The organism is Promicromonospora aerolata (assembly GCF_042682255.1).
Classification (GTDB): Bacteria; Actinomycetota; Actinomycetes; order Actinomycetales; family Cellulomonadaceae; genus Promicromonospora; species Promicromonospora aerolata.
The window spans coordinates 4,756,492-4,779,852 of record NZ_JBHUHF010000001.1 but is presented as its reverse complement, the minus strand read 5'-3'; the positions used below and the strand labels follow the sequence as shown (position 1 = coordinate 4,779,852).

At 72.8% G+C, this 23,361-nt stretch carries 25 protein-coding genes; 9 read left to right on the top strand and 16 right to left on the bottom strand.

Translation table 11 applies throughout. From position 1 onward, the window contains the following. Nucleotides 1–8: 8 nt before the first annotated feature. Nucleotides 9–1,163 carry a ferrochelatase gene (locus tag ACFSL2_RS21370; protein WP_377199768.1) on the bottom strand — a complete coding sequence of 385 codons (1,155 nt, stop codon included), beginning with the start codon at nucleotides 1,161–1,163 and terminating at the stop codon, nucleotides 9–11. 221 nt (nucleotides 1,164–1,384) lie between these two features. Between ACFSL2_RS21370 and ACFSL2_RS21365 the strand changes: the two genes are divergently transcribed. After that, a complete protein-coding gene (locus ACFSL2_RS21365) occupies nucleotides 1,385–1,516 on the top strand; it encodes a hypothetical protein (protein WP_377199767.1) in 132 nt (43 codons plus the stop codon). Between the two features lie 39 nt (nucleotides 1,517–1,555). On the opposite strand, the gene ACFSL2_RS21360 is transcribed toward ACFSL2_RS21365, so the two are convergent. Then, nucleotides 1,556–2,443 (bottom strand): LysR family transcriptional regulator, encoded by an 888-nt coding sequence (locus ACFSL2_RS21360; RefSeq protein WP_377199766.1) that lies wholly within the window; start codon nucleotides 2,441–2,443, stop codon nucleotides 1,556–1,558. Between the two features lie 73 nt (nucleotides 2,444–2,516). On the opposite strand from ACFSL2_RS21360, the gene ACFSL2_RS21355 reads away from it, so the two are divergent. Continuing rightward, nucleotides 2,517–3,779, top strand: a complete 1,263-nt coding sequence (locus ACFSL2_RS21355; protein WP_377199765.1) for an MFS transporter — start codon at nucleotides 2,517–2,519, stop codon at nucleotides 3,777–3,779. Here the strand turns inward: ACFSL2_RS21355 and ACFSL2_RS21350 are convergent. Together ACFSL2_RS21350 and ald are read right to left on the bottom strand one after the other, a co-directional pair. After that, entirely contained in the window at nucleotides 3,776–4,927 is a 1,152-nt protein-coding gene (locus ACFSL2_RS21350) for a glycerate kinase (RefSeq protein WP_377199764.1), read from the bottom strand. The genes ACFSL2_RS21355 and ACFSL2_RS21350 overlap by 4 nt on opposite strands. Nucleotides 4,928–4,953: 26 nt before the next feature. Continuing rightward, nucleotides 4,954–6,072, bottom strand: a complete 1,119-nt coding sequence (ald, locus tag ACFSL2_RS21345; protein WP_377199763.1) for an alanine dehydrogenase — start codon at nucleotides 6,070–6,072, stop codon at nucleotides 4,954–4,956. Nucleotides 6,073–6,158: 86 nt separating this feature from the next. On the opposite strand from ald, the gene ACFSL2_RS21340 reads away from it, so the two are divergent. After that, nucleotides 6,159–7,058 carry a LysR substrate-binding domain-containing protein gene (locus ACFSL2_RS21340; RefSeq protein WP_377199762.1) on the top strand — a complete coding sequence of 300 codons (900 nt, stop codon included), beginning with the start codon at nucleotides 6,159–6,161 and terminating at the stop codon, nucleotides 7,056–7,058. Nucleotides 7,059–7,134: 76 nt separating this feature from the next. Here the strand turns inward: ACFSL2_RS21340 and ACFSL2_RS21335 are convergent, their stop codons facing one another. Next, on the bottom strand, nucleotides 7,135–7,602 hold the full coding sequence (locus tag ACFSL2_RS21335; protein ID WP_377199761.1) for a MarR family winged helix-turn-helix transcriptional regulator: 468 nt from the start codon (nucleotides 7,600–7,602) through the stop codon (nucleotides 7,135–7,137). Nucleotides 7,603–7,736: 134 nt separating this feature from the next. Beyond that, nucleotides 7,737–8,498 (bottom strand): isoprenyl transferase, encoded by a 762-nt coding sequence (locus tag ACFSL2_RS21330; RefSeq protein ID WP_377199760.1) that lies wholly within the window; start codon nucleotides 8,496–8,498, stop codon nucleotides 7,737–7,739. Nucleotides 8,499–8,881: 383 nt separating this feature from the next. Between ACFSL2_RS21330 and trhA the strand changes: the two genes are divergently transcribed. After that, a complete protein-coding gene (trhA, locus tag ACFSL2_RS21325; RefSeq protein WP_377200868.1) occupies nucleotides 8,882–9,556 on the top strand; it encodes a PAQR family membrane homeostasis protein TrhA in 675 nt (224 codons plus the stop codon). Nucleotides 9,557–9,647: 91 nt separating this feature from the next. Here the strand turns inward: trhA and ACFSL2_RS21320 are convergent, their stop codons facing one another. Genes ACFSL2_RS21320 through mca form a run of 3 tightly spaced genes read right to left on the bottom strand, consistent with a single transcriptional unit; the run spans nucleotide 9,648 to nucleotide 11,732 of the window. Continuing rightward, nucleotides 9,648–10,484, bottom strand: a complete 837-nt coding sequence (locus ACFSL2_RS21320) for a carbon-nitrogen hydrolase family protein (protein WP_377199759.1) — start codon at nucleotides 10,482–10,484, stop codon at nucleotides 9,648–9,650. Beyond that, nucleotides 10,477–10,848 (bottom strand): hypothetical protein, encoded by a 372-nt coding sequence (locus ACFSL2_RS21315; protein WP_377199758.1) that lies wholly within the window; start codon nucleotides 10,846–10,848, stop codon nucleotides 10,477–10,479. The genes ACFSL2_RS21320 and ACFSL2_RS21315 overlap by 8 nt, the downstream gene beginning before the upstream one ends. Further along, nucleotides 10,845–11,732 carry a mycothiol conjugate amidase Mca gene (mca, locus tag ACFSL2_RS21310; protein WP_377200867.1) on the bottom strand — a complete coding sequence of 296 codons (888 nt, stop codon included), beginning with the start codon at nucleotides 11,730–11,732 and terminating at the stop codon, nucleotides 10,845–10,847. The genes ACFSL2_RS21315 and mca overlap by 4 nt, the downstream gene beginning before the upstream one ends. Nucleotides 11,733–11,889: 157 nt before the next feature. On the opposite strand from mca, the gene ACFSL2_RS21305 reads away from it, so the two are divergent. Further along, nucleotides 11,890–12,399 carry a DUF4307 domain-containing protein gene (locus tag ACFSL2_RS21305; protein ID WP_377199757.1) on the top strand — a complete coding sequence of 170 codons (510 nt, stop codon included), beginning with the start codon at nucleotides 11,890–11,892 and terminating at the stop codon, nucleotides 12,397–12,399. Between the two features lie 204 nt (nucleotides 12,400–12,603). Next, a complete protein-coding gene (greA, locus tag ACFSL2_RS21300; protein ID WP_253872106.1) occupies nucleotides 12,604–13,086 on the top strand; it encodes a transcription elongation factor GreA in 483 nt (160 codons plus the stop codon). Between the two features lie 88 nt (nucleotides 13,087–13,174). On the opposite strand, the gene ACFSL2_RS21295 is transcribed toward greA, so the two are convergent. The 4 genes from ACFSL2_RS21295 to ACFSL2_RS21280 form a co-directional block, all read right to left on the bottom strand. Then, nucleotides 13,175–14,566 carry an RNA polymerase sigma factor gene (locus tag ACFSL2_RS21295; protein ID WP_377199756.1) on the bottom strand — a complete coding sequence of 464 codons (1,392 nt, stop codon included), beginning with the start codon at nucleotides 14,564–14,566 and terminating at the stop codon, nucleotides 13,175–13,177. Beyond that, the gene (locus tag ACFSL2_RS21290) at nucleotides 14,563–14,916 is read right to left on the bottom strand and encodes a YciI family protein (protein ID WP_377199755.1); all 354 of its coding nucleotides are present in this window, start codon (nucleotides 14,914–14,916) and stop codon (nucleotides 14,563–14,565) included. The genes ACFSL2_RS21295 and ACFSL2_RS21290 overlap by 4 nt, the downstream gene beginning before the upstream one ends. Before the next feature lie 108 nt (nucleotides 14,917–15,024). Continuing rightward, nucleotides 15,025–16,284: a threonine ammonia-lyase gene (gene ilvA, locus ACFSL2_RS21285; RefSeq protein WP_377199754.1), complete on the bottom strand. Its 1,260-nt coding sequence runs from the start codon at nucleotides 16,282–16,284 to the stop codon at nucleotides 15,025–15,027. A gap of 29 nt (nucleotides 16,285–16,313) precedes the next feature. After that, a complete protein-coding gene (locus ACFSL2_RS21280; RefSeq protein WP_377199753.1) occupies nucleotides 16,314–17,582 on the bottom strand; it encodes an AI-2E family transporter in 1,269 nt (422 codons plus the stop codon). 203 nt (nucleotides 17,583–17,785) lie between these two features. Between ACFSL2_RS21280 and ACFSL2_RS21275 the strand changes: the two genes are divergently transcribed. The 3 genes from ACFSL2_RS21275 to ACFSL2_RS21265 all read left to right on the top strand — a co-directional run bounded on the left by ACFSL2_RS21275 (nucleotide 17,786) and on the right by ACFSL2_RS21265 (nucleotide 21,253). After that, entirely contained in the window at nucleotides 17,786–20,146 is a 2,361-nt protein-coding gene (locus tag ACFSL2_RS21275; RefSeq protein WP_377199752.1) for a M6 family metalloprotease domain-containing protein, read from the top strand. A 184-nt stretch (nucleotides 20,147–20,330) separates the two neighbouring features. Continuing rightward, nucleotides 20,331–20,708: a hypothetical protein gene (locus ACFSL2_RS21270; RefSeq protein WP_377199751.1), complete on the top strand. Its 378-nt coding sequence runs from the start codon at nucleotides 20,331–20,333 to the stop codon at nucleotides 20,706–20,708. Next, nucleotides 20,705–21,253, top strand: a complete 549-nt coding sequence (locus ACFSL2_RS21265) for a TlpA family protein disulfide reductase (RefSeq protein ID WP_377199750.1) — start codon at nucleotides 20,705–20,707, stop codon at nucleotides 21,251–21,253. Before ACFSL2_RS21270 ends, ACFSL2_RS21265 begins: the two co-directional genes overlap by 4 nt. Before the next feature lie 63 nt (nucleotides 21,254–21,316). Here ACFSL2_RS21265 and ACFSL2_RS21260 read toward each other — a convergent pair whose 3' ends face one another. From ACFSL2_RS21260 to ACFSL2_RS21250, 3 genes are all read right to left on the bottom strand, one after another. After that, complete coding sequence (locus ACFSL2_RS21260) at nucleotides 21,317–21,787, bottom strand: PucR family transcriptional regulator (protein ID WP_377199749.1); 471 nt, start codon at nucleotides 21,785–21,787, stop codon at nucleotides 21,317–21,319. Nucleotides 21,788–21,878: 91 nt separating this feature from the next. Next, on the bottom strand, nucleotides 21,879–22,478 hold the full coding sequence (locus ACFSL2_RS21255; protein WP_377199748.1) for a YdeI/OmpD-associated family protein: 600 nt from the start codon (nucleotides 22,476–22,478) through the stop codon (nucleotides 21,879–21,881). 100 nt (nucleotides 22,479–22,578) lie between these two features. Then, complete coding sequence (locus ACFSL2_RS21250) at nucleotides 22,579–23,352, bottom strand: metallophosphoesterase family protein (RefSeq protein WP_377199747.1); 774 nt, start codon at nucleotides 23,350–23,352, stop codon at nucleotides 22,579–22,581. Nucleotides 23,353–23,361: the final 9 nt, after the last annotated feature.

Genomic DNA, 23,361 nt, shown 5'->3' with positions numbered 1-23,361 from the left:
CGCAGGACTCAGGAGTACAGGTCGGTGCTGCACAGCGCCGGGACGCCGCTCGGCTCGCCGTCCCGACGCAGGCAGCAGCCCGGGGCGCAGACGGAACGGAGCGCGGGCAGCGAGCCGACGGTCGCCTCGGTGATCTCCTCGTCACGGGCCAGCGCGGCCCGTTCGAGCAGCAGGTCCACGAGGCCGGAGACGAACGGCTCCCGGGTGCCCACGGTTCCGGCGCGGACCGCCGTCATGCCGAGGCCCTTCGCGGTGGCGAGCGCCTCGGTGTCGAGGTCGTAGGCCACCTCCATGTGGTCGGAGATGAACCCGATCGGAGACAGGACCACGCTGCGCAGCCCCTCGCCCGCGAGAGCCTCCAGGTGGTCGTTGACGTCCGGCTCGAGCCACGGTTGGCTCGGTGGGCCGGAGCGCGAGCAGTACGCCAGGTCCCAGGGCACGTCGTGCCCGAGCCGTTCGGCGACCTCCGCCGCGACGACCGCGGCGAGATCGAGGTGCTGCTCGGAGTACGTGGCGTGCGAGATCCGCGACGCCGCCTCCATGGTGTCGGGGATCGAGTGCGTCACGAACACCAGCTTCGCGTCGGCCCCGGAACCGCCCTGCGCCGCCAGCTCCCCGTAGGCCTCGACGACGGCGTCGACGTTGGCGCGCGCGAAGCCGGGGTGGTTGAAGTAGGAGCGGATCTTGTCGAACTGGACGCCCGTGGACCCGTCGGGGCCCAGCTGGCCCCGCTTGTCGAGCGTCACCGCGAGGTCCTCCCGGTACTGGCGGCAGCCGGAGTACGAGGAGAACGCGCTGGTCACGAGCGCGACGGCGCGCTGTGCTCCCAGCTTCTCCAGCTCGTCGAGCGCGTCGCTGGTGTACGGCTCCCAGTTGCGGTTGCCCCACACGACCGGCAGCTCGATGCCCCGGGCGGCGAGCTCGGCCTCGAGCGCCGCCTTGAGCTCCAGGTTCTGCTCGTTGATGGGGCTCCTGCCGCCGAACCCGTAGTAGTGCTCGCCCACCTCTTCGAGGCGCTCGTCCGGGATGCCCTTGCCCGCGGTGACGTTGCGCAGGAACGGCACCACGTCCTCCGGCTTGTTCGGTCCACCGAAGGAATAGAGCAGCAGGGCGTCGTACGGCGCGGCGTCCTGCGCCGCAGGCTGGGGGAAGTTCGCGGGCATGCTCCCATCCTTCCATCGACCGGGGCGCCGGTCCGCCCAGAGAGGGGCGAACGGGACGTGACATCGATGCGACGTCCTGTCAGGAACTCTGGCCGGTCGCCCGCGCACGGACCGGCCGGCCACATCGGCCGCCCACCAGTCGGCGTGGTCCGGCGCACCCGACGCGCCGCACCGGCGCCGGCTGCTGATCGCGCTCGCGGCCGGGTCTGCGGGGCGGCGCCATGACCCGCTGCTACGAGTGCTGTCGCGAGTACATCGACCACCGGCGCGCCCACGTGGGCGACGAGGTCTACCGGTCCGTGGAGGTCCTGGTCCTGGAGTACGGCGACCAGGCGGCGCGCCGGGCCCGCTGACCCGCGCTGCCCCGCGGAGCCCCGCGCGGGAACGTCGGCTCAGGACGCCCGCCCGCGCGCGTGCACGTTGCCCCGGTCCAGCCGCTCCCGCAGGCTCGGCAGCGCCTCGACCAGGTCCGACGGCGCCGGGCTACGCGTCACCAACGACAGCCGTACCCGGGACCGGACGGGCGCCGGTTCGATCCGGTCACCGGGTGCCGCGTACCAGTGCGCCACCAGGTCGGGCACGACGACGGCACAGCGCCGCTCCCGTGCCGTCCGCACCGCCGACTCCGCGGTGGCCGAGTGCCGGGCGTGCGCCCCCAGATCGGTCAGCCGGCGCAGCAGGACGTCGCGGGACAGGTCGAGCGCGCAGCAGATCACAGTCTGCCCCACATACGGCCGGCGACCCTGCCCCCGCCCGGGCACGCCGTCGGGCAGGAGCGTGACGAGGTCGTGCTGACCCACCTCCGTGACCAGCAGACCCCTGGCGATCGGGACCTGCTTGGCGATGGTCACGAAGGCCGCGTCGAGCGTTCCGCGCTCGACCCACTCCAGCAGGCGCGGTCCGTGCTCCACCTCCGGCTGGACCACCACGTCGTCGAGCAGGACGTCCAGCACGGCGAACAGCGTGCCCGCGAGGCTCGGGATGGTGCCCACCGACACCGTGCGCGACTGCGCCGCCACGAGGGTGCGCTCCACCATCGCGCCCAGGTGGTCGAGCACGTGCGTGGCCTGGTCGCAGAACACCAGCCCCGCCGCCGTCGGCCGCGCGCCGGTGGTGTCCCGGTCGAACAGGGTGGCACCCACGCGCCGCTCGAGGGCGGCCAGCCGCTGGCTCGCCGCGGGCTGGCTCACGAGGAGCTCACGCGCCGCCGCGCCGAGCGAGCCGTGCCGCACGACGGCGTCGACCAGCCGGAGGTCCTCGACCGTGGGATATGAGGTCATAGTTCCAGCCTATGTCCGCTCATGCTCGACCAGCGTCTACCCGAGCGCCCTGGGACCGGCGCAGGATGACGCTGTGCGTCACCCTCACCTCGTCACGCTGACCGCCACGACCTTCGTCACCTGGACCGGCCAGCGCATCACCGCCGTCGCGCTCCCGCTCGTGGCGCTCGACCAGACCGGCGATGCCTGGACCACCGGGCTCGTGGGCGGCTTCGCCGGCCTGCCGCTGCTGACCTCCGCGTGGTGGGGGCGGCGCTTGCGGTCCCACCTGACGTCGGGCCGCGCGCTGGCCGCCCTGCTCACCGTCCAGACGATCGGGCTGCTGCTCGTCCCGGTGGCGGCGGCGACCGTCGGCGTCGGCGCCGTGGTCCTGTGCGCGGCCGGTCTGGTCACGGGGGCGACGTCGGCCATGCTGGCGCCGGCGCAGCGCGCCCTGACCGCGGACCTCGCCGAGCTGCCCGGGAACGGACCCGACGTCGGCGCGCGAGCCCTCGCCTGGCAAGATCTCGCGCACCGGTCGTCCATGATCTTCGCACCCCCGCTCGGGGCCTGGCTGCTCGTCATGTGGGGCGCCGAGCCGCTGCTGTGGTGCGAGGCGGCGGCCGTGGCACTGAGCGCGGTGGCGATGCTGACCGTACCGGCGGCTGCGGCGGCCGAGCCCGTCGCGAGCCCCGCGCCCCGCGCACCCGCCCCGTCCATGCGCACCGTCCTGCGCGCCCACCCGGACCTTGCCGTCGGCATCGGTCTCGCCGGCATCGGAGGCATCACGTGGTTCGCGTTCACGCTGGGGCTGACCCTGCTCGGCGCGGAGCTCGACCGGCCGGGCGAGCTGGTCGCGGCCGGCCTGGCGGGCTACGGCACCGCGACGGTCGGTATGTCGTTCGTGGCACCGCTCGTGGTGCACCGGGTGCCCCGCATCCCGGCGATCGTGGTGTCGTGGGTGATGATGGGCGTCGCGTACCTCGCGCTGCCCGTTGCCGCGCCGAACCTGCTCGCCGTCGCCCTGGTGTCCGCCGTGGGCGGGGTGACCATGCCGTTCGGGATCGCGGCTCTCAACGCGCTCGTCGTGGACCGCACGACGGGCGCGGAGCGGCGTACCGCGTTCACCGCGGAGACGGTGCTGCACAGCGGTGGTGCCTCGGCCGGACTGCTCGTGGGTGGTGCGCTGATCGGCGCGTTCGGCGCAGGACCGGTCCTGGTCGTGACCGGCCTCCTGCAGGTGGTCGCGGCGGTCGCGGCCGTGCTGTGGCTGCGCCTCCGCTCACGGTCGGCACTCCCCTACGACGTCGGCAGTGAGCAGGCTCCCGACCCAGCCGGTGCAGACCGGCCGAGCTAGCGGCGCCCGGCACCGACCAGGCTCGTCACGGCCGCCGCCAGGTCGCGCAGGCGCGGGGCGGTGCGCGCGATCAGGTCGTCCAGCTCCACCGGGCCGGGAGCGATCGAGAAGGCGGCGGCGATACCCGCAGCGCGTGCCTGCGCCTCCGGGAGCAGCACCTGGCCGGCCACGACCACGACGGGCGGCCGGGTGGGCGACGCGGCGGCGAGCCGCGCGACGCCGTCGGCCACCTTGCCGTTGACCGACTGGGAGTCGAAGGAGCCCTCCCCCGTGATCACCAGGTCGGCGTCGGCGAGGGCGGCGGGCAGACCCACCGCGTCGGCGACGAGCACGGCGCCCGGAGTGTTCTCCGCGCCGAGCACGGCGATCAGCCCGGCCGGGACACCGCCGGCCGCACCCGCACCGGGCACCTCGGCGACGGCGGCGCCGGTCTCGCGCTCGAGCACGTCGGCCCAGTGCCGCAGCGCGTCGTCGAGGAACTCCGCCGCGCCGTCGCGCGCACCCTTCTGCGGTCCGAAGACCTGGGCCGCACCGTGCTCGCCCACCAGGGGGTTGGTGACGTCCACGGCGAGCCGCCAGCGCACCTCACGAGCCCGCGGGTGCAGGCCGGACAGGTCGAGGGTCGTGACGGAGGCCAGACCTTCGCCACCGTCGGGCACCTGGGCGCCGTCCGCGTCGAGGAGGCGGGCGCCGAGCCCGGTCAGGATCCCGGAGCCGCCGTCCGTGGAGGCCGAGCCACCCAGGCAGACGAGGATCTCGGCGACCCCGGCATCGAGCGCGGCGCGCGCGACGTCCCCGGTACCGCGGGTCCCGGCGTGCAGCGGCTGGAGCGGTGCGTCGGACACCCCGGGCAGGCCACTGGCCTCGGCCAGCTCGACGACGGCGGTGCGGCCGTCGGGCGACACTGCCCACCGGGCCGACGTCGGCCGGCCGATCGCGTCGACCGTCTCGGTGACCAGCGCCTCGACCCCCCAGACGGCGAGCAGCGCGTCGAGGGTGCCCTCGCCGCCGTCCGCCATGGGCAGCCGGGTCACGACGGCGTCCGGGGCGGCGTCCAGCACCCCGTCGGCGACGGCGGACGCGACCTCGGCGGCAGACAGGCTGCCCTTGAACGAGTCGGGACAGACAACGACGTGCAGCGGTTCCACGCGCTGATCGTAGGCGGTCCGCGCCGTCAGGCCGCCAGGATTTCGGCCACTGGAACCGCGTCGGCCCCGAAGGCCTCGGCTACGGCAGTGCTGGTGATGCGCCCCGCGTGCGTGCTCAGGCCGTGGGCGAGCGCCGCGTCGGCGCGCAGCGCGTCCCGCCAGCCCTTCTCCGCGATCGCTGCGACGTACGGCAGCGTCGCCGCGGTCAGCGCCCTGGTCGCGGTCACCGGTACGGCCCCGGGCATGTTCGCCACGCAGTAGTAGAGCGTGTCGTGCACCGCGTAGGTCGCGGCGTCGTGCGTGGTGGGGTGCGAGTGCTCGAAGCAGCCACCCTGGTCGATGGCGATGTCGACCAGCAGCGCACCGGGCTTCATGGCCTTGACCATCGAGTCGGTCACGAGCTTGGGTGCCGCGGCGCCGGGGATGAGGACCGACCCGATGACCAGGTCGGCGGACTCCACCTGCTCCGCCACCTCGTACGCCGTCGACGCCCGTGTGGCCACCGCGCCGCCGAACCGCACCTCGAGCTGGCGCAGCCGCGGGATGGAGACGTCCAGGATCGTGACGTCCGCGCCCATCCCCAGCGCGTTGGCCGCCGCGTGCTCGCCGGCCACGCCGCCGCCGATCACGACGACCTTCGCCTTGGGGGTGCCGGGCACCCCGCCCATCAGCACTCCGGCGCCGCCCTGGGGCCGGAGGAGGTGGTAGGCACCGACCTGCGCGGACAGGCGTCCGGCGACCTCGCTCATCGGGCTGAGCAGCGGGAGCGAACGGTCCGCGAGCTGGACCGTCTCGTACGCGATGGCGGTGGTGCCGGCCGCGAGCAGCGCATCGGTGCACGGCGCGGACGCCGCGAGGTGCAGGTAGGTGAAGAGGGTCATGTCCGGTCGCATCAGCGCGTACTCGGGCTCGATCGGCTCCTTGACCTTGATCAGCAGCTCGGCCGTACCCCACACCTCCTCGACCGTGTCGACGATGCGCGCACCGGCAAGGCGGTACGCGTCGTCGTCGAAGCCGGAGCCCTGCCCGGCGCCGGCCTGCACCAGCACGTCGTGGCCGCGGCGGACCAGCTCGTGGGTGCCGGCGGGCGTGAGCGCGACCCGGTTCTCGTTGTTCTTGATCTCCGTGGGGACGCCGACGTTCATAAGGTGACGGTAATCACTGTTCCGTGTACGGGTCCAGGCTCCATTCCCGAATAGAATGTTCGGCAGTTCTGCACAAAGATGGGTGCATGCTCAATCCCTGGCGGCTCCGCCTCCTGCACCAGCTCCACCTGCTCGGCACGGTCCGCGCCGTGGCCGAAGCAGCCCACATGAGCCCGTCGAGCGTGTCCCAGCAGCTCGCCACGCTGGAGACCGAGGCGAAGGCCCAGCTCTTCGAGCGGGTGGGACGGCGCATCCGGCTGACCCCCTCCGGCGTCACGCTCGCGGCCCACGCCTCCGAGATCCTCGACCGGATAGCGGCCGCGGAGGCCGACCTCGCGGGCCTGCACTCCGAGGCCACCGGCGTGGTGCGGGTGGCCGCGTTCACCAGTGCCTTCCACGGCATCGTGGTACCCGCCGTCGCCGCTCTCGCCCGGGAGCACCCGCGTATCCAGGTGGAGCTCACCGAGGCGGAACCCCTGGTCAGCCGCCCTGCCCTGCAGCGCGGCGAGGTGGACGTCGCCGTGTGCGCAGACTTCCCGGACGCCCCCGTCCCGCCCGACGCCGGCCTCGCACGCCTCCCCCTGACGGGCGACCGCGTGGTGCTCGTGACGGCGCGCGAGACGGCGACCGGCGAGCGCACGGGACGCGTCGACCTGGCCACGCTGGCGAACGAGCCGTGGGCGTTCGAGCACCCCGGAGCCCACCTGGCCGACCTCGCCGAACGCCTCTGCGGGCGGGCGGGCTTCACGCCGAGAACGGTGGCGCGGTTCGAGAGCTACGGCACGCTCCTGGGTCATGTCGAGGCGGGCCTGTCGGTCACGCTGCTGCCGCTGCTCGCCGTCCACGACCGGTACGCCGTGCGCACGCTCGACCTGGTCGACCCGCCGCGCCGCGACATCCATCTCGTCGTGCGGCGCACCACGATGGACCGGGCCGCCGTGCGGGTGGTGGTGGACGCGCTCCGCCACCAGGCACGGTCGGCCTGAACCGGTCCCTGCGCAGGTCAGCCGGGTTGTGGGCCGGCAGGTTCCGGCCGACGAGGGGTGCGCCGGCCGGGCCCGGTCAGAAGTCCTCGATGTCTCCCTGGGCCGCCCGCAGCGTGTCCGCCAGCTCACGCAGCCGGTTCAGGTCCTCCGCGTCCATCGCGGGTGCCACGTAGTGCGCGATGGACCGCACGTGGCGCCGACCGAGCTCCTTCTGGGTCACCGTGCCCTCCGCGGTGAGGCTCACCAGCACGCCTCGGCCGTCGTCGGGTGAGGGGTGTCTGCGCACCAGACCGCGCTTCTCCAGGCGCTCCACCATGCGCGACAGCGAGGACTGCGCCATGAGGATGTTCTCGTTGAGCTCGCGCAGCCGCAGCGTCTCCCCCGGGGCGAGAGAGAGCGTGAACAGCACGTCGTACTCGCGCATGCTCAGGTCGCCCCAGATGTCGTCCGCCAGCAGCCGGCGCATCACCGTCACCTGGGTGCGAAACAGCGACTCCCATGCTTCGGCGGCCTCGCGAGCCGACGGCACACGTCGCTCGGTCATCAGCGCGCCTTCCTCGTCATCCACGGCACGCTACCTGACTGAACTTTCGCTCACCTACCTGCATGTGTGGTGGCGAATTTCACCATACGAATATACGGCGACCCGGGGTCCCGGGCGCTGATCGACGACCAGGGTCAGCGCCCGAGACGGCGCTCACGGAGCGAGAAGTCGCGCAGCGCGCGCAGGAAGTCGACGCGCCGGAACGCCGGCCAGTAGGCCTCGCAGAAATAGAACTCGGTGTGCTGGCTCTGCCACATGAGGAACCCGCCGATGCGCTGCTCACCGGAGGTCCGGATGACGAGCTCCGGGTCGGGCTGCCCCTTCGTGTACAGGTGCTCCGCGATGTGCTCGACGTCGATCGACTCGGCCAGGTCCGCGAGCGTGGCCCCGTGCTCCGCGCGCTCGGCGAGATACGAGCGGACGGCGTCGGCGATCTCCGTCCGTCCGCCGTACCCGACCGCCACGTTCACCTGCAGCCCTTTGACGCCCGCCGTCCGGTCGGCCGCCGAGCGCAGCGCGGTGGCCAGGCGCGCCGGGAGGAGGTCGAGCCGCCCGATGACCCGCAGGCGCCAGCGACCCGACTCAGCGAGGTCCGACACGGCGTCCTCGATGATGTCGAGGAGGTGGCCGAGCTCGTCGGCCGACCGGCTCAGGTTGTCGGTGGACAGCATCCACAGGGTGACGACCTCGATGCCCAGCGACTCGGCCCAGCCGAGGAACTCGGTGATCTTGTCGGCGCCGCGGCGGTGTCCCGTCGCCGCCGTCTCTCCGAACGAGCGCGCCCAGCGGCGGTTGCCGTCGAGCATCACACCGATGTGCCGGGGCAGCGTCGCGCCCTGCAGGGCAGACGCCAGGCGTAGCTCGTAGAGGCGGTACAGCGGGCTGGGCAGACGCACGGATACCTCAGTGGGTCGGGCTGTGGGAGCCGCGAGGGGCGGTCCGCACGGCAGCTCTTGCGCTGGGTCGGGGACCCGGCAGGACGTGGACAAAGGTACCCCTCGAAGCCGGAGGTTCCCGCGCGCTTGCCCCTCTCCGGGCAGCCCGGCGGGCGACTCCCGCCAACCCAGCGCAGGATCTTCACAAGGCCCCTGTCCAGCGGGCGATACCCGAACCTACGCTAAAGTAAGTTACGCAACCGTAGGTTGCGCCCCGGCACCAGGAGGGCGCCCGGTTGCCGAACGGAGAGGAGAACCGCGTGCGAGCTCACCCCCACGAGCCGGACGACTCCGCCGGCCGCTCGGACGATGCGGCAGGCACGTTCAGGGACAGCCTCGACGACGTGCGCGACACGGCGGGCGACCTCGTCGAGCGGGCCGGTCGGAAGATCAAGCCGCGGCTGCGCGGCTGGATCCACGCCGGGACGTTCCCGCTGGCCCTCGCCGCGAGCATCGTGCTGATCGTGCTCGCTCCCACCGTGCCGGGCAAGGTCTCCGCGTCGGTGTTCGGCCTGAGCGCCTGCCTCCTGTTCGGGGTCTCCGCGGTCTATCACCTCGGCAGCTGGTCACCCCGCACCGACGCCGTGCTCCGGCGTCTCGACCACACCAACATCTTTCTCATCATCGCGGGGACCTACACGCCGCTCGCGGTGCTGCTCCTGCCGCCCGACCAGGGAACGGTGCTGCTCTGGCTGGTCTGGAGCGGCGCGCTGCTCGGGCTCCTGGCCCGCGTCTTCTGGCTGAACGCGCCCCGCTGGGTCTACGTGCCGGTCTACCTCGCGCTCGGCTGGGTCGCGGTCGCGTACATGGGCCAGTTCTGGGCCACGGGCGGGCCCGCGGTCGTCTGGCTCATCCTGGCCGGCGGTCTCGCCTACACGGTCGGCGCCGTCGTCTACGCCACCAAGAAGCCCGACCCGAACCCGGCCTGGTTCGGCTTCCACGAGATCTTCCACGTGTTCACCGTGATCGGCTTCCTGTGCCACCTGGTCGCAATCTACCTGGCGAACCTCGCGGTGTGAGGTTCGCTGCGAGGGTGCGCTGTGAGGGTGCGCTGTGAGGGTGCGCTGTGAGGGTGCGCTGTGAGGCGCGCTCAGATCGGCAGCGGTCCGGTCACCTCCCGGTGGGCACGACCGTGTACCGGCGGTTCGCCAGCGACGGGTTGGCCGTGCGGACCGCGCCGAGCGCGGCGGGATCGAGGTCGACCGTGCGGTACGCCTGCTCCTCCTCCAGCTCCAGCCCGACGACGCCGTCCGGTCCCGCCAGGAGCGAGCGCCCCGTGACGCCGTGGCCCGTCATCCCGACGCCGAGCACCATGGCGGTGTTCTCGATCGCGCGCGCCCGGAGCAGGGTGCGCCAATGGTCGGCCTTGAGCGGCCCGGCCACCCAGGCGGCCGGGTACACCAGCACGTCCGCTCCCGCGTCGACGAGGCGGCGGGCCGCTTCGGGGAAGCGCAGGTCGTAGCAGGTGAGCACCCCGAACGTGAACCCGCCGAGGCGAAGGGTGACCGGCTCGGCGTCGGCCGGGCCCGGTTCGAGGCGGTCCGACTCCCGGTATCCGAACGCGTCGTACAAGTGCACCTTGCGGTAGACGCCGGAGATCTCGCCGGCGCCGTCGACGACGACGAGCGCGTTCACCGAACGGGCCCCGTCGGAGCCCGGCAAGGTGGTGCCGGCGATCACGGCGACCTGGTGCTCACGTGCCCTGGCCCGCAGGAGCGTGACGAACGGACCGTCGAGCGGTTCGGCATGCTCCGGACCGACGCCGTGCGGGTCGTAGGCGGACGCGTACTCCGGCAGCACCAGCAGGTCCGCCTCGGCCCGCTCCGCCACGTCGAAGGCGTCGAGCACGGTCTGCCGGTTGGCCTCGTGATCGCCGGTGACGGCCACCTGGGCGACCGTCACGCGCACGACGCCGGCGGGGGTACTCGACGCGGCCACGTCAGCCACCGGACCCACCGCTGCTCGACGAGCTGCCCGAGTCGGACGGTGAGGCGCTCGCGTCCGACGTGCCGGTGGCCTCCGGGTCCCGCGCGCCGGAGCCGGAGTCGGCGTCGGCGCGGCGGAAGCTGATCACCTCCGGCTCGGGGACCGGCAGACCCTGCTCGCGGGCGTTGTGACCGGCCTTGCGCAGGTGCTTGCTCAGGTTCAGGAACAGGAGCACGCACGCGATCGCCAGCGCGAAGGTGACGACGAAGCCGATGAGCCCCGGTGAGACCTCCCACTCCTCCAGGCCCGGGCGGAGCGTGCCCTCGGTGGGGTTCGGCGACGGGTCGGTCGCGAAGGACAGCGCGCCGGCGACCAGGGGGCTCATGCTGGCACCTCCGACCGGACACCCTCGAACAGGTCGTTCTCGTACTCCCCCGTGGCACGCTCGGGCAGCGGCACGCGGGACTCGGCGATCTCGTACTCGTCCCACGGCCACACGTCGACCTCGAGGTCGCGCGGCACCGCGAAGAAGAACCCGGTCGGGTCGATCTGCGACGCGTGCGCCCGCAGGGCGGCGTCCCGGTTCGGGAAGTAGTCGGCGACCGGGACCAGCGTGGTCACCTGGCGCTCGGGGATCTCGCGCGCGTCGCGCGACTCGACCCAGTCGCCGAACGGCGACTCGAGCCCCGCGCCCTCCATGGCCTCGTGCACGGCGCGGATGCGGTTCATCGAGAAACCGTGGTTGTAGTAGAGCTTGAGCGGCTCCCAGGGTGCGCCCGTGCCCGGGTAGCGGTCGGGGTCGCCGGCCGCCGCGAACGCCTCGTACGACACCTCGTGGCACTTGATGTGGTCGGGGTGCGGGTAGCCCCCCGACGGGTCGTACGTCGTGATGACGTGCGGCCGGAACTCGCGTACGGCCTGTACCAGCGGGGCGGCGGCCTCCTCCAGCGGAACCACCGCGAAGCAGCCCTCGGGGAGCGGGGGCAGGGGGTCACCCTCCGGCAGGCCCGAGTCCACGAAGCCCAGCCACTGCTGCCGCACGCCCATCGCGGCGGCGGCCTCGGCCATCTCCAGCCGGCGCACCGCGCGGCGGCCCTCGATCGTCTCGAACTCGTGCCCGGCCGGCACCTCGAACGACGGGTTGAGGACGTCGCCTCGCTCGCCCCCGGTGCACGTCACGATGAGAACCTCCACCCCCTCTGCGGCATAGCGGGCCGTCGTCGCGGCCCCCTTGCTCGACTCGTCGTCCGGGTGCGCGTGCACGGCCATCAGACGGAGCGGCTCGCGCTCGGGTACGGACACTGGGTCCTCCTGTGTGGGATGAGGCTGCGTGGGATGACTACTGGGACAATCACTCACATGGACCATGATGGTCCAGGGACAATCTTGCTACGAACCACCGACACCTCGATCCAAGCGAGCCGTGATGACCGACCCAGACCCTGCCGCCCCGACCGGTACCGCGCCCGAGCGGGCGCCCGGCCTCGCCGAGCGGTACGGCCGCGCCAGGCCGGGATCGCGGCAGGCAGCGGCACTTTCCGCGGGCGACGACCCCTGGGACGAGTCCGACGACGTCCGCCCCCGGCCGAAGCTGTCGGTAGGTGCCCGGATCGCCGTCACCCTCGCGCTGGCCGCCGGTGTGGCCCTCGCCGCGTGGTTCACGATCGTCGACACCCAGCGCGACCCCGTGACCTTCACCGACGTCGGCTTCTCGGTGTCGAGCGCCGAGGCGGTCGAGGTCACCTTCGAGGTGAGCATGCCGCCGGGGACGGAGGCCGTCTGCACCGTGACCGCGCTGAGCAAGAACTACGCGGAGGTGGGCGCGATCGACGTCGAGGTGGGTCCCGACACCGCGCGTACCGCACGCCACACCGTGACGATCGCCACGACGGAGCTCGCGACCACGGGCATCGTCGACCACTGCGACGTGCGCTGAGGCCACGGTCCCGGAACGGGTACACCGTCCGCTCAGAGCGGAACCCAAGGCACTTTCGGCATGTCTTTCCCAGGAATTGGTATTCTCGTCGTTTCACACGCTGTGTTGACCGGCTGACGCGCGTGCCCGATCCGCTCCGTCGGTCGGGATTTGTGCGCGGCCGTAACTGTGGCTCGATCGAGCAACGACGAAAGGAGAGCCCCCGTGGCCGACGCTTCTGTCACCTGGCTCACCCAGGAGGCGCACGACAAGCTCAAGGCTGAGCTGGAGCATCTCTCCGGCCCCTATCGGGCGGAGATCACCGAGCGCATCGCGGCTGCCCGCGACGAGGGCGACCTCAAGGAGAACGGCGGGTATCACGCGGCGCGCGAGGAGCAGGGGAAGAACGAGCTGCGCATCCTCGAGCTCACCGAGAAGCTCCGCAACGTCCAGGTCGGCACCCCTGCGGACGACGGCAAGGTCGAGCCGGGCATGGTCGTGACCGCCGTCGTCGCCGGCGACGAGATGAGCTTCCTGTTCGGTTCGCGAGAGATGGCGGGCTCCACGGAGCTCGACGTCTACTCGCCGACGTCGCCGCTCGGCGCTGCGATCGACGGCAAGTCGATCGGCGCGAAGACGAGCTACCAGGCCCCCAACGGCCGCGACATCCCCGTGGAGATCACGGGGGCGAAGCCCTTCCAGGGTTGAGGAACGAGGCACTCACCCGAAGCGGAACCGCAGGCTCAGCCTTGTTCATAGAGCCTGAGCCCGACCGCAGCGCAGACCGACGGGCCTGTCAGACGCTCGGATCACCTCGGTGGCCGGGCCGTCCGGCGGGCCCGTCGGCGTGTCCGGGCCCGTCGGCGGACGTCAGGTCGGCGAGGCGACGTCCCAGCAACCGCCGGTCCCCCTCCCGGTCCGCCTGACCGAGCGCGCGCCGGTACTCCGCCGCGGCCTCGACGGGCCGGCCCGCGCGGCGCAGCAGGTCGGCCCGGGTCGCCGGCAGCAGGTGGTACGCCGCGAGCTCGGGGGCCGACGCGACGTCGTCGAGCGCGGCCAGGCCCGCCTCCGGGCCCCGGGCCATGCCCACAGCCACCGCCCGGTTGAGCGCCACCACCGGCGAGCGCGTCATCCCCGCCAGGACCGCGTACAACGCCTCGATCTCGGCCCAGTCCGTCCGGTCGGGCGACTCCGCCCGTGCGTGCAGCGCCGCGATCGCCGCCTGCACCTGGTACGGCCCCGGACGACGCGCGGCGAGCGCGTCGTCGAGCACCGCCAGCCCCTCGACGATCTCGTCGTGCTGCCAGAGCGAGCGGTCCTGCTCCTCCAGCGTGCGCGGCACCGCATCGACGCCGGCGTCCAGGCGAGCGCGTCGGCGCGCGTGCTGGAGCAGCAGCAGGGCGAGCAGCCCGCGCGCCTCGGGTTCCTCGGGCAGCAGCCGCGCGACGAGTCGGGCGACGCGGAGCGCGTCGTCGGCCAGGGCCCGTCGGTCCTGGGCACCGGCGACGTCGTCGGCCGGCTCCGCCCACGCGTCGTAGCCCTCGGTGAACAGCACGTACAGCACGGCCAGCACCGCTGAGACCCGCTCGTGCAGCAGCTCGGGCGGCGGCACCCGGAACGCGATGCCGGTGGTCCGGATCTTGCGCTTGGTCCTGGTCAGCCGCTGGGCCATGGTCGTCTCCGGCACCAGGAAGGCCCGAGCGACCTGCGCCGTCGTCATCCCGGTGAGCGACCGCAGCGTCAGCGCCACCCGGCCGTCCAGGGGCAGGGCCGGGTGGCAGCACGTGAAGACGAGGCGCAGCAGGTCGCCGTCGGGGTCCTCCGGCTCCACGGCGGCCCAGCCGGTGCCGTGGGTGCCACCGTCCACGGCGTCGGCGGCCGCGGACGCCGGATCGCTCAGGGGCGGGCCCAGCCGCTCGGTCAGCCGCGCCGCCTGCGCGACCTTCTCCGCCTCGACCGCGCGGCGCCGCAACCGGTCCAGCGCCCGGTTCCGCGCCGTGGTGGTGAGCCAGGCGCCGGGACGTGCGGGCACGCCGTCGCGCTCCCAGGTGCGCAGGGCCGTCGCGAAGGCCTCCTGGGTGCAGTCCTCGGCGAGGTCGAGGTCACCGGTGCTGCGGGCAACGGCCGCGAGCACGCGGCCCCACTCGTCGCGGAAGGCCGCCGCGACGGCCCGCCCGACGTCGGTCACGCCTCGGTGTCGCCGTCGAGCCCGAGCGGCCAGAACGGACGGAGCTCGATGGCCCCCGTGTGCGCCATCGGGTGGGCCGCGGCGATCCGGATGGCCTCGTCGAGTTCGGGCGCCTCGAGGATGTCGAAGCCCGCGATCACCTCTTTGGTCTCCGTGAACGGGCCGTCCGTGACCACCACCTCGCCGGTGCGCACCTGGACGCCGACGGCGTCGGCGGGCGGGCGCAGCCGGTCGCCGATGATCGCCCGGCCCGAGTCGTAGGTGTCCCGCACCCAGGTCTCGATGTCGGGCACGCCCACGGGATCGGCCGGTGCGTCGGGCGTGTCCAGGACGAGCATGAGATAGCGCATGGTGTGCTCCCTCCCGGGGAGTTCCCCGGTGTCATGTCGCGCGACCGGAACGGCCGCGTCACTCCGACGACGAACGGGAGGGCCCGGCCACGACACCCGCCCCGGAACTCAGTGGGCGACGACCTCGTAGCCCTCGGACTGCAGCCGCTCCACGACCGCGGCCCGGTGGCCCGCGCCCTTGGTCTCGAGCTGCAGGTTGACCCGGACCTCGGACACGGCGAGGGACACGTCGGTGCGGGTGTGGTCGACGGCCACGATGTTCGCGCCGGCCGCCGCGATCGTCTCCACCAGCCGCGCGAGCGCTCCCGGCTTGTCCATCAGCCGCACCTGCAGCTTCAGGTACCGGCCGGCCGCGACGAGACCGTGCTGCACGACGCGGAGCAGCACCAGCGGGTCGATGTTCCCGCCCGACAGGACGGCGACGACCGGACCCTTGAACGCGCCGGCACCGGCGGCCATGATGCCGGCGACACCAGCGGCTCCGGCGGGCTCGACCATCAGCTTGGAGCGCTCCAGCACCGCGAGCAGCGCGCGCGAGAGCTGGTCCTCGGTGACGGTCCGGACCTCGACGCCCTCCTTCTGCACGATCCCGAACGGGACGTCGCCGGGCAGGCCCACGGCGATGCCGTCGGCCATGGTGGAGCCGAGCGTCCCCGCCAGCGGCTTGCCCGCCTTCAGCGAGCCCGGGTACGCCGCCGCGGACGCCGCCTGCACGCCCACCACCTTCACGTGCGGTGCGACCTCGGCCAGCACGGCGGCGATCCCGGCCACCAGCCCTCCACCGCCCAGCGGCACGACGACGGTGGCGACATCCGGCACCTGTTCCAGGATCTCCAGGGCGATGGTGCCCTGACCTGCCACGACGTCGACGTGGTCGAACGGGTGGATGAGCACGCGGCCGGAGCGCGCGGACTCGACGCGGGCTGCCGCGAGCGCCTCGTCCACGGAGGAGCCCACCATCCGCACCTCGGCGCCGTACCCGCGGGTCGCGGCGACCTTCGGCAGCGCGGCGTCGAGCGGCATGTAGACGACGGTGTCGATGCCGAGCATTCCCGCGGCGACCGCGACGCCCTGCGCGTGGTTGCCCGCGGAGGCGGCGACGATGCCGCGTTCGCGTTCGGCGGGTGAGAGGCGTGCGAGGCGCACGTAGGCGCCCCGCACCTTGAACGAGCCGGCGCGCTGCAAGTTCTCGCACTTGAGCAGCACCTTCGTACCCGCGATGGTGGAGAGCGCACGGCTCTCGGTGATCGGTGTCCGCGTGATGACACCGTTGAGCAGGTCGGCGGCGGCGCGGGCGTCGTCGGCGGTCACCGTGAGGTGGCCGCCGTAGGACTCCAGGTCGAACGGATCCAAGGGCACAGCGGGCATGTTGCCCGACTGCGCCGCCAGATGCACGTTCAGCGCTTCGGATCGCCGTCCGGCGCGTCGCCGTCCTCGTCGATGCCGACGTCCACGACGGCCGCCTCGGCCGCCACGCCGGGCGCGCGCCGCAGGCGGAGCGGGATCGGTGGCGCGTCCGCCGCGCGCCACCTGATGGGCAGCGCGTCCTCGTCGCCGAGCTCCGGGAACTTGTCGTGCCCGTTGAGGTAGAGGATCACGGTGTTCAGCACGGCGGCGAGCGGCACCGCGAACAGGGCACCGACGATGCCCGCCGCGTACGACCCGGCGGCCACCGCGAGGATGACGGCGACCGGGTGCAGCGAGACGGCCTGGCCCATGAGGAACGGCTGCAGGGCGTGCGACTCGATCTGCTGCACCAGCAGCACGACGCCGAGCATGATCAGGGCGGCCACCCAGCCGTTCGACACGAGCACCACGACCACCGCGATGGCCCCGGTGACGATGGCACCGACGACCGGCACGAACGAGCCGACGAACACCAGGATGCTGATCGGCAGGGCGAGCGACGGCACGAAGAACACCGCACCGATCCCGATGCCGACCGCGTCCACGGCAGCGACGAGGATCTGCGTGCGGGTGTAAGCCGCCAGGGTCACGGCACCGCGGCGACCGGCCTGGTTGACCCGCTCCCGGGAGGACTGCGGCAGCAGGCCGACGATCCACGTCCAGATGCCCCGCGGGTCGTGCAGGAAGAAGAACGTGCAGAACAGCGCGATCAGTGCGCCGACGAGCACGCTGCCCGCGGTGGCGGCGGCGCCCAGGGCGCCGCTCACGATCGCGCCCTGCTGCGCCTCGAGCTGGTCGAGGATGTCCTGGCTGTAACTGTTCAGCTGTTCCTCGAGCCCGAACTGCGAGGAGAGCTGCGCCCACAGCTCCTCGAAGCCGCTGATCGCCTGCGCCGTCAGGTCGGCGAACCCGTTCGCGATGGACTGTCCCGCCAGGGTGATCAGGCCTGCCACCACGAGGATCAGCCCGACCAGCGAGAGACCGGCCGACAGCCCGCGCGGCAGCCGCAGCCGTTCGTTCAGCAGGCGGCGTACGGGTGTCAGCATGATCGTGAGCAGCAGGGCCACCGCGACCGGGATGACGATCGTCTTCAGGAGCGTGAGGAGCCACAGCGCGGCAGCGATGAACGCGCCGATGAGGAGCATGCGCCACGACCACGACGCGGCGGCCCGGATGGCTGGCGGGACCGCGCCGGACTCGTCGGTGGGCGGCGCGGTGGTCGGGGCTGACGTCACGCTGGTCTCCTCGGTCTGCGACACGGATAACACCCTAGGGGAGCACATGGACGCGCTGGTGGCGTGTTCACGCGCCGCACGAAAGGTGCACGGAGCGCGCACCGATCCGACAGATGTCGGACGAACGCCCGACACCTGACCGATGACTCGGCGGCCTCCTGCTCGTAGCCTCGCGGCACGGCCCGTCCTGGGTCGTGTCCCGGACGATCCCGGAGGGCGGCACCCACATGAGGCTCCGATCAGGCCCACGACCGACACGACCGACACCAGGACGCAGGGCGACGGGCCGGCTGGCCCGGCGGACGGTGGTCGCCGCCGCCGCCGCGCTCGCCGTCCCGCTGACGCTCCCCCTCGTGGGGACGACGTCGACCGCCGACGTGACCACCCCGGCGTCGGGCAGCCCGATCACGGCGCCCGACCCGCAGGACTGGACCGACCAGGCCGAGATGACCTGGGACGACTACTCCCCCGTGCGGCCGGCGGACTGGGACTCCGCGGACACCTCCGAGGGCAGTGACGTGCAGTACCGGACGGCGGTGATCCTGCTCGAGTTCGCCGACCAGCCGTTCCTGATCACGCAGGACCCGCTGACGCACCCGTTCGGCAACCCGGCCAGCGGTTTCCAGCCGGTGGGCAGCGACGACGTGAACCAGTGGTTCTACGACTACTACGCCACGCCCAACGAGTACAACGGCGGTCAGACCCTGCACGGGTACTGGATGGAGGACAGCCACGGCCGGATCGGTGTCGACGTCGAGGTGTTCGGCCCGTACACGCTCCCGGGCAAGCTGCACGAGTACGGCTACGACCGGTTCAACGAGCCGATCGAGGAGTTCTGCCCGCTGGGGGACGAGTGCGGGAAGAACATCCGCCAGGCCGGGTTCGAGGCCTGGCACGAGGACCTGGGCGGTTGCGAGGAGCAGCTCTGCGGGTTCGACAACGGCTTCTGGGTGACCGCCGGGCACGACGAGACGTCCACGTGGGAGGAGTTCGGGCAGATGATGTTCGAGTCCCCCGAGGACGTCCCGGACGAGCTGGGCCCGCCCCGCACGGAGAACGGCGAGGCACCCCTGAACCAGAACGGCGACCCCATGCCGAACTGGGCCGCCACCCGGTACGTGGACTGGACGTCCTGGCAGTCGGCGGCCAACCACTGGCCCAACGCGGGCGGCGGCACCTCGACCCAGGCGGAGAGCTCGGGCCTCGGCGTGTTCGCGCACGAGTTCAGCCACCTGCGCGGCCTGCCGGACAACTACAACAACCCGTTCGCCGACAACACCCGTAACTACACGGGCTACTGGGAGATGATGAGCCGCGGCTCGTTCAACGGCCCGGGCGGCACCCACAACAGGTGGCAGATCCCGAACGCGGGCGGTTCCGCCCTCGGGCCCCACCACATGCTCCACTACAAGCAGGACCTCGGGGTGCTCACCGCCGACGACCAGGTGCTGCTGACCCGGTCGGAGCTCGCCGAGCAGGGCCCGGCCGTCGCCACCCTGAAGGCCCGTTCCTCGGTGCCGGAGTCGCGGGGCGGCAGCAGCGGCAAGGTGGGTCTCGAGGTCACGCTCGACGGCGGGTACACCTCCGGCCAGTGCGCCGCGGACACGCCGGAGGACCCCGAGTTCTGGTGCCCCGACGGCACGGGTTGGACGGACTACACGATGGAGGTCGTGGACCGGGTGGGCAACGACTCGTTCACCGCCGGCCACGGTGTGCTCCTGGCCCAGAACCAGCCGCGGGGCAACCCGCGCGAGTGGCTGGTCGACGCGAACCCCGAGAACATCGGCCGCATCGACTACTACCGCCCGGACGGCACGCCCGTGCCGGTGGTGCGCGGCGACCCCCGCCAGCTCGACGACGGCACCTTCCACGCCGGCACCGGATCGGGCAGCGCGTACGAGTACGTGGACGAGCCCAACGACGTGCACCTGTACGTGCTCGACGCGGCACGGGGCGCCGACGGCGAGCTGACCTACGACGTCGCCGCGCGGCACCTCGACGCCTCCGGGTCGGTGCAGCGCGGGGTACGGCTCGGCCGGCCCGAGCAGCACCCGGTGGGCGACGGCACCACGCTGGTCAACGTGCCGGTGCGGAACACGGGCGAGGCGGGCGAAGGCATCTTCGACTCGGACGTGTACCGGGTCTCGGCGTCCGTACGGGGTGACGGCTGGGACGTCTCGCTCCCGTACGAGGTCACGGCCGTCGAGGCGGGTGGCACACTGCCCGTGTCGGCGTACGCGACGGCGACGGACGGTGCCGCACGGGCCGCCCTGCTGACCCTCACGGTCACGAGCGAGTCCGACCCGAGCGTCACGCGCACGGTGCGGGTGCCGCTGCGGGCCACGGCGCCGACGACGCGTTCCCTGTCCACCCTCGTGGCGGACTACCGGGACCGTGACGTGCTCACCGGTGACGAGGCCAGTCAGCTGAGCGCCCTCCTGCGGACGGCGGACCGGTCGCCCGCCGGCGCGGACGCCGCGCTCGCGCGGTTCGTCCAGGACGCGGAGGCCCTGGCCGACGTCGGACAGCGCAACCTCGCCGCCGCCGCGCTCGCCGCGTCGGCGGGTGAGCTGCGGGACACGGAGTGACCCCCGAGACCCCGAGGTCGGTCCTGTGCTGACCCCGGACTCCGAGATCGGTCCGTTGCCTCGAGATCGGTCCATCGATGGACCGATCTCGAGACATCCGACCGACCTCACCGAGCCGGCCCGCCCTCGCGGACGCGTACCCGCTGCCTGCATAGGGCTCGCGGGGTTGCTGGCGGGATGCCTGGTGGCGTGCTCGGGTGGGGCTGCAAGCACCCAGGACACCCAGGCCGTGCGCCTCGTGGTTCCCGACGCGAACATCCGCGAGCCGTCCGTCCCGTGCTCGGGTGCGCGTGCCTTCCGGTACGCGCATCCAGAGGCGGCCTACGAGGTGCTGGCGGACGGTGACGTGCTCGCCGCCGGGTCGCTCCCGGAGGGTCGCGCCGAGAAGGCGTTCTCGATCGACCTGGGTTCGGACGGGCAGCCCACGGTGTGCGTCATGTCGCTCGACGTCCCTGCCTCGGTCGACCTGTCCGGCACGGAGCTCATGATCGGCGAGCACGGCCCCGTGCCGATCGAGCCCAACCCGGCCTTCGACGACGCGCCCGAGGCGGTGCTGCGATGAGAAGAGCCGTCGCCGGCCTGCTCGCTGCCGGGCTCGCCGCGGGGGCGCTCGCCGGGTGCTCCGAGGCCGACCGCGGCCGCATGCCGGGGCCGGTGCCGTCGGGCGTGGAGTTCCGAACCGCGCCCGACGACGCGCCCCCGGCGCCGCCGCTCACCCTGGAGCTGACCGACGGCACGACCCTGGACCTCACGGAGCAGTGGGGCGAACGGCCCGTGGTGCTCGTGTTCTTCGAGACCTGGTGCACGCGCTGCGCGGACCAGCAGCCGCCGATCAACGACGTGGTGGAGGAGTACGAGGACACGGTCCTGTTCGTCGGTATCGCGAACCTCTCCGACCCGGCGGACGTGGCGACGTACGTCGAGGACCACGACATCACCTACCCCGTCGCCGTGGAGCCGAGCGGGGACGCGATGCTGCGGTACGCGGTCGCCGAGCCGCCGCTCGTCGCGCTGGTCGGCAAGGACGGGAGCCTGCTGCGCGGCTGGCCGGAGGGGGTGGAGGGTGACGAGCTCGCCACGGCCATCGCCGACCTGGCCGTGCGCTGATCCGCGCGCCCGGGACGGGGACGGGCGCGGCCCGGGGCCCGGGCGGGTCAGGACGCCGCAGCGTCAGGGCCCGGCCAGGCGCCCCGCGGCTCGGGCGACCTTCAGCGCCAGGTGGAGCGCGAGGCGCTCCGTACCGTCCTTGAGGTCCGTGCCGGCGAGCACCTCCACGCGCTGCAACCGGTAGTACAGCGAGGTGCGGTGCAGGTGCAACGCCTCGGCCGTCGCCTGAGCACTGCCCGCGAGCTCGAGGTAGGTCTCCAGCGTGTGCAGGAGCGGGGCGGAACCCGGCAGATCGAGCAGCGCCTCCAGACCGGGGTGCACCGGGACGCCGTCGGCGGCGAGGCGCGCGGCCACGGCGGCGAGCGGATCGCCGGCTGTCGGGGCCTGGCCGTGGACGGGCGGCGAGCCGGCCGGGAGGCGGACGTCCGGGTCGTCGGCCGCCCGCCTGACGTCAGGCAGCGTTTCCGGGATCGTGGGGACGAACGTGACCAGCACGTTCCCCGAGTCGAGCCGCAGTACGACCTCGCTGTGCACGGCCCTCCCCGGTCTCGACGTTGCCTGGGGACCCTATGTGAGCCGTCTTGTAAATCTCAAGGGCAACTCCTGGGCAAATCGTGGTCAATTCTCAAGTTTCGAGCGTCCGCCTCTGCGGGTGCACCGTCTCGCCCCGCTCCAGCATGGCGACGAACTTGGCGATGTTCCGCGCTCGGGTCTCTGGCTTCTTGACCCCCGTGATCCGGAACAGGATCGCGTACCGGTTCTGGGCGGTGAGGATGCCGAACATCGCCGTCGCCCGTGGGCTGGCCGCGAGCGCCTCGACGAGGTCGGGCGGCACCTCGATGTTCTTGCTGCCCTCGTACGCGGCGTCCCAGCGCCCGTCCGCCTTGGCCTTGTCGACCTCTTCCTGGCCACGGGGTCGCATGCGCCCCTCGGCGGTCAGCCGGCCCACGATCCCCACGTTCCGTGCCGACCAGCGGCTGCGCGGTCTGCGCGGGCAGTACCGCTGCAGCGCGGTCGCGTCGTCCCGGCTGCGCGCCTGTGCGTCGATCCAGCCGCTGCACAGCGCCTCCTCGAGCGCGGAGCCGCGGGTCAGGCTCGTCGGGGTGTCCTTGCCCTTCTTCGCGAGGATCAGCCAGACGCCGTTCGACGTCGCCTCGTTCTCGTCGAGCCAGGCGCGCCACGCGGCGGTGTCGGGCAACAGGAGCTCAGGATCGTTGTCGGCCATGAACTGGACGCTACGCCGAGCCACCGACACCGGCATCGATATCGCTCAGTCCCACTTTCGCGACGGCGCCGCGTCAGACCGTGCTGCCGCAGAAGGCCCTTCATCCCGACCAGGTACGGCCGTCGCGCGGCCCGAACGCCCGCAGCGCGTCGGCGTCGCTGTTGGCCGAGGTCACGTACTCCCGTGCCCACTGCTCCGCGCCGGGGAACGTGCTCGCCGTCGCGACGGCGGCCACCGCCGCCTCGACGTCGACGGGCGTGTGCCGCAGCTCGACCTGCCCGTCCCGCAGGAGCGCCCAAGATCCGCCCGCCCGCCCGTAGGGCATGCCGACGCTGCCGGGGTTGAGGCACAGGCGACGGTCGACCAGGCGCACGAACGGCATGTGGGTGTGCCCCATGACGACGGTCCCTACCGCGGGGTCGAGCCCGCCGAGCACCTCGGCCCAGCGTTCCAGGGAGGAGTCGACGAGCACCACCTCCTCGTCGTCGCGCGGGGTGGCATGACAGAACACCACGCGGCCGAAGCCGCGCACGGTCAGCTCGGCCGGGTACGGCAGGCCGTCGAGCAGCGCGACGTCGTCGGGCCGCAGCTGGGCGGCCGCCCAGGGGGCCACCGGATCCGGGATGTCCGTGTCTCCGCCGCGCGCGAGCGCGACCAGCTCGCGGTCCGCGTTCCCCCGGACGAGGAGCGCCCGCTCCCCCAGGGACCGCAGACGGTCCAGCACCGCGACGGGCTGTGGCCCGGCGGCGTGGTCGCCGGTGACGACCACCCGGTCGGCGGCCAGCACGTCCGGTTCGGCGAGCACGGCCTCCAGTACCGGGAGCACCCCGTGGACGTCCGACAGGACCGCGACCGTACCTACCTCGCTGCTCATGTGCCGACG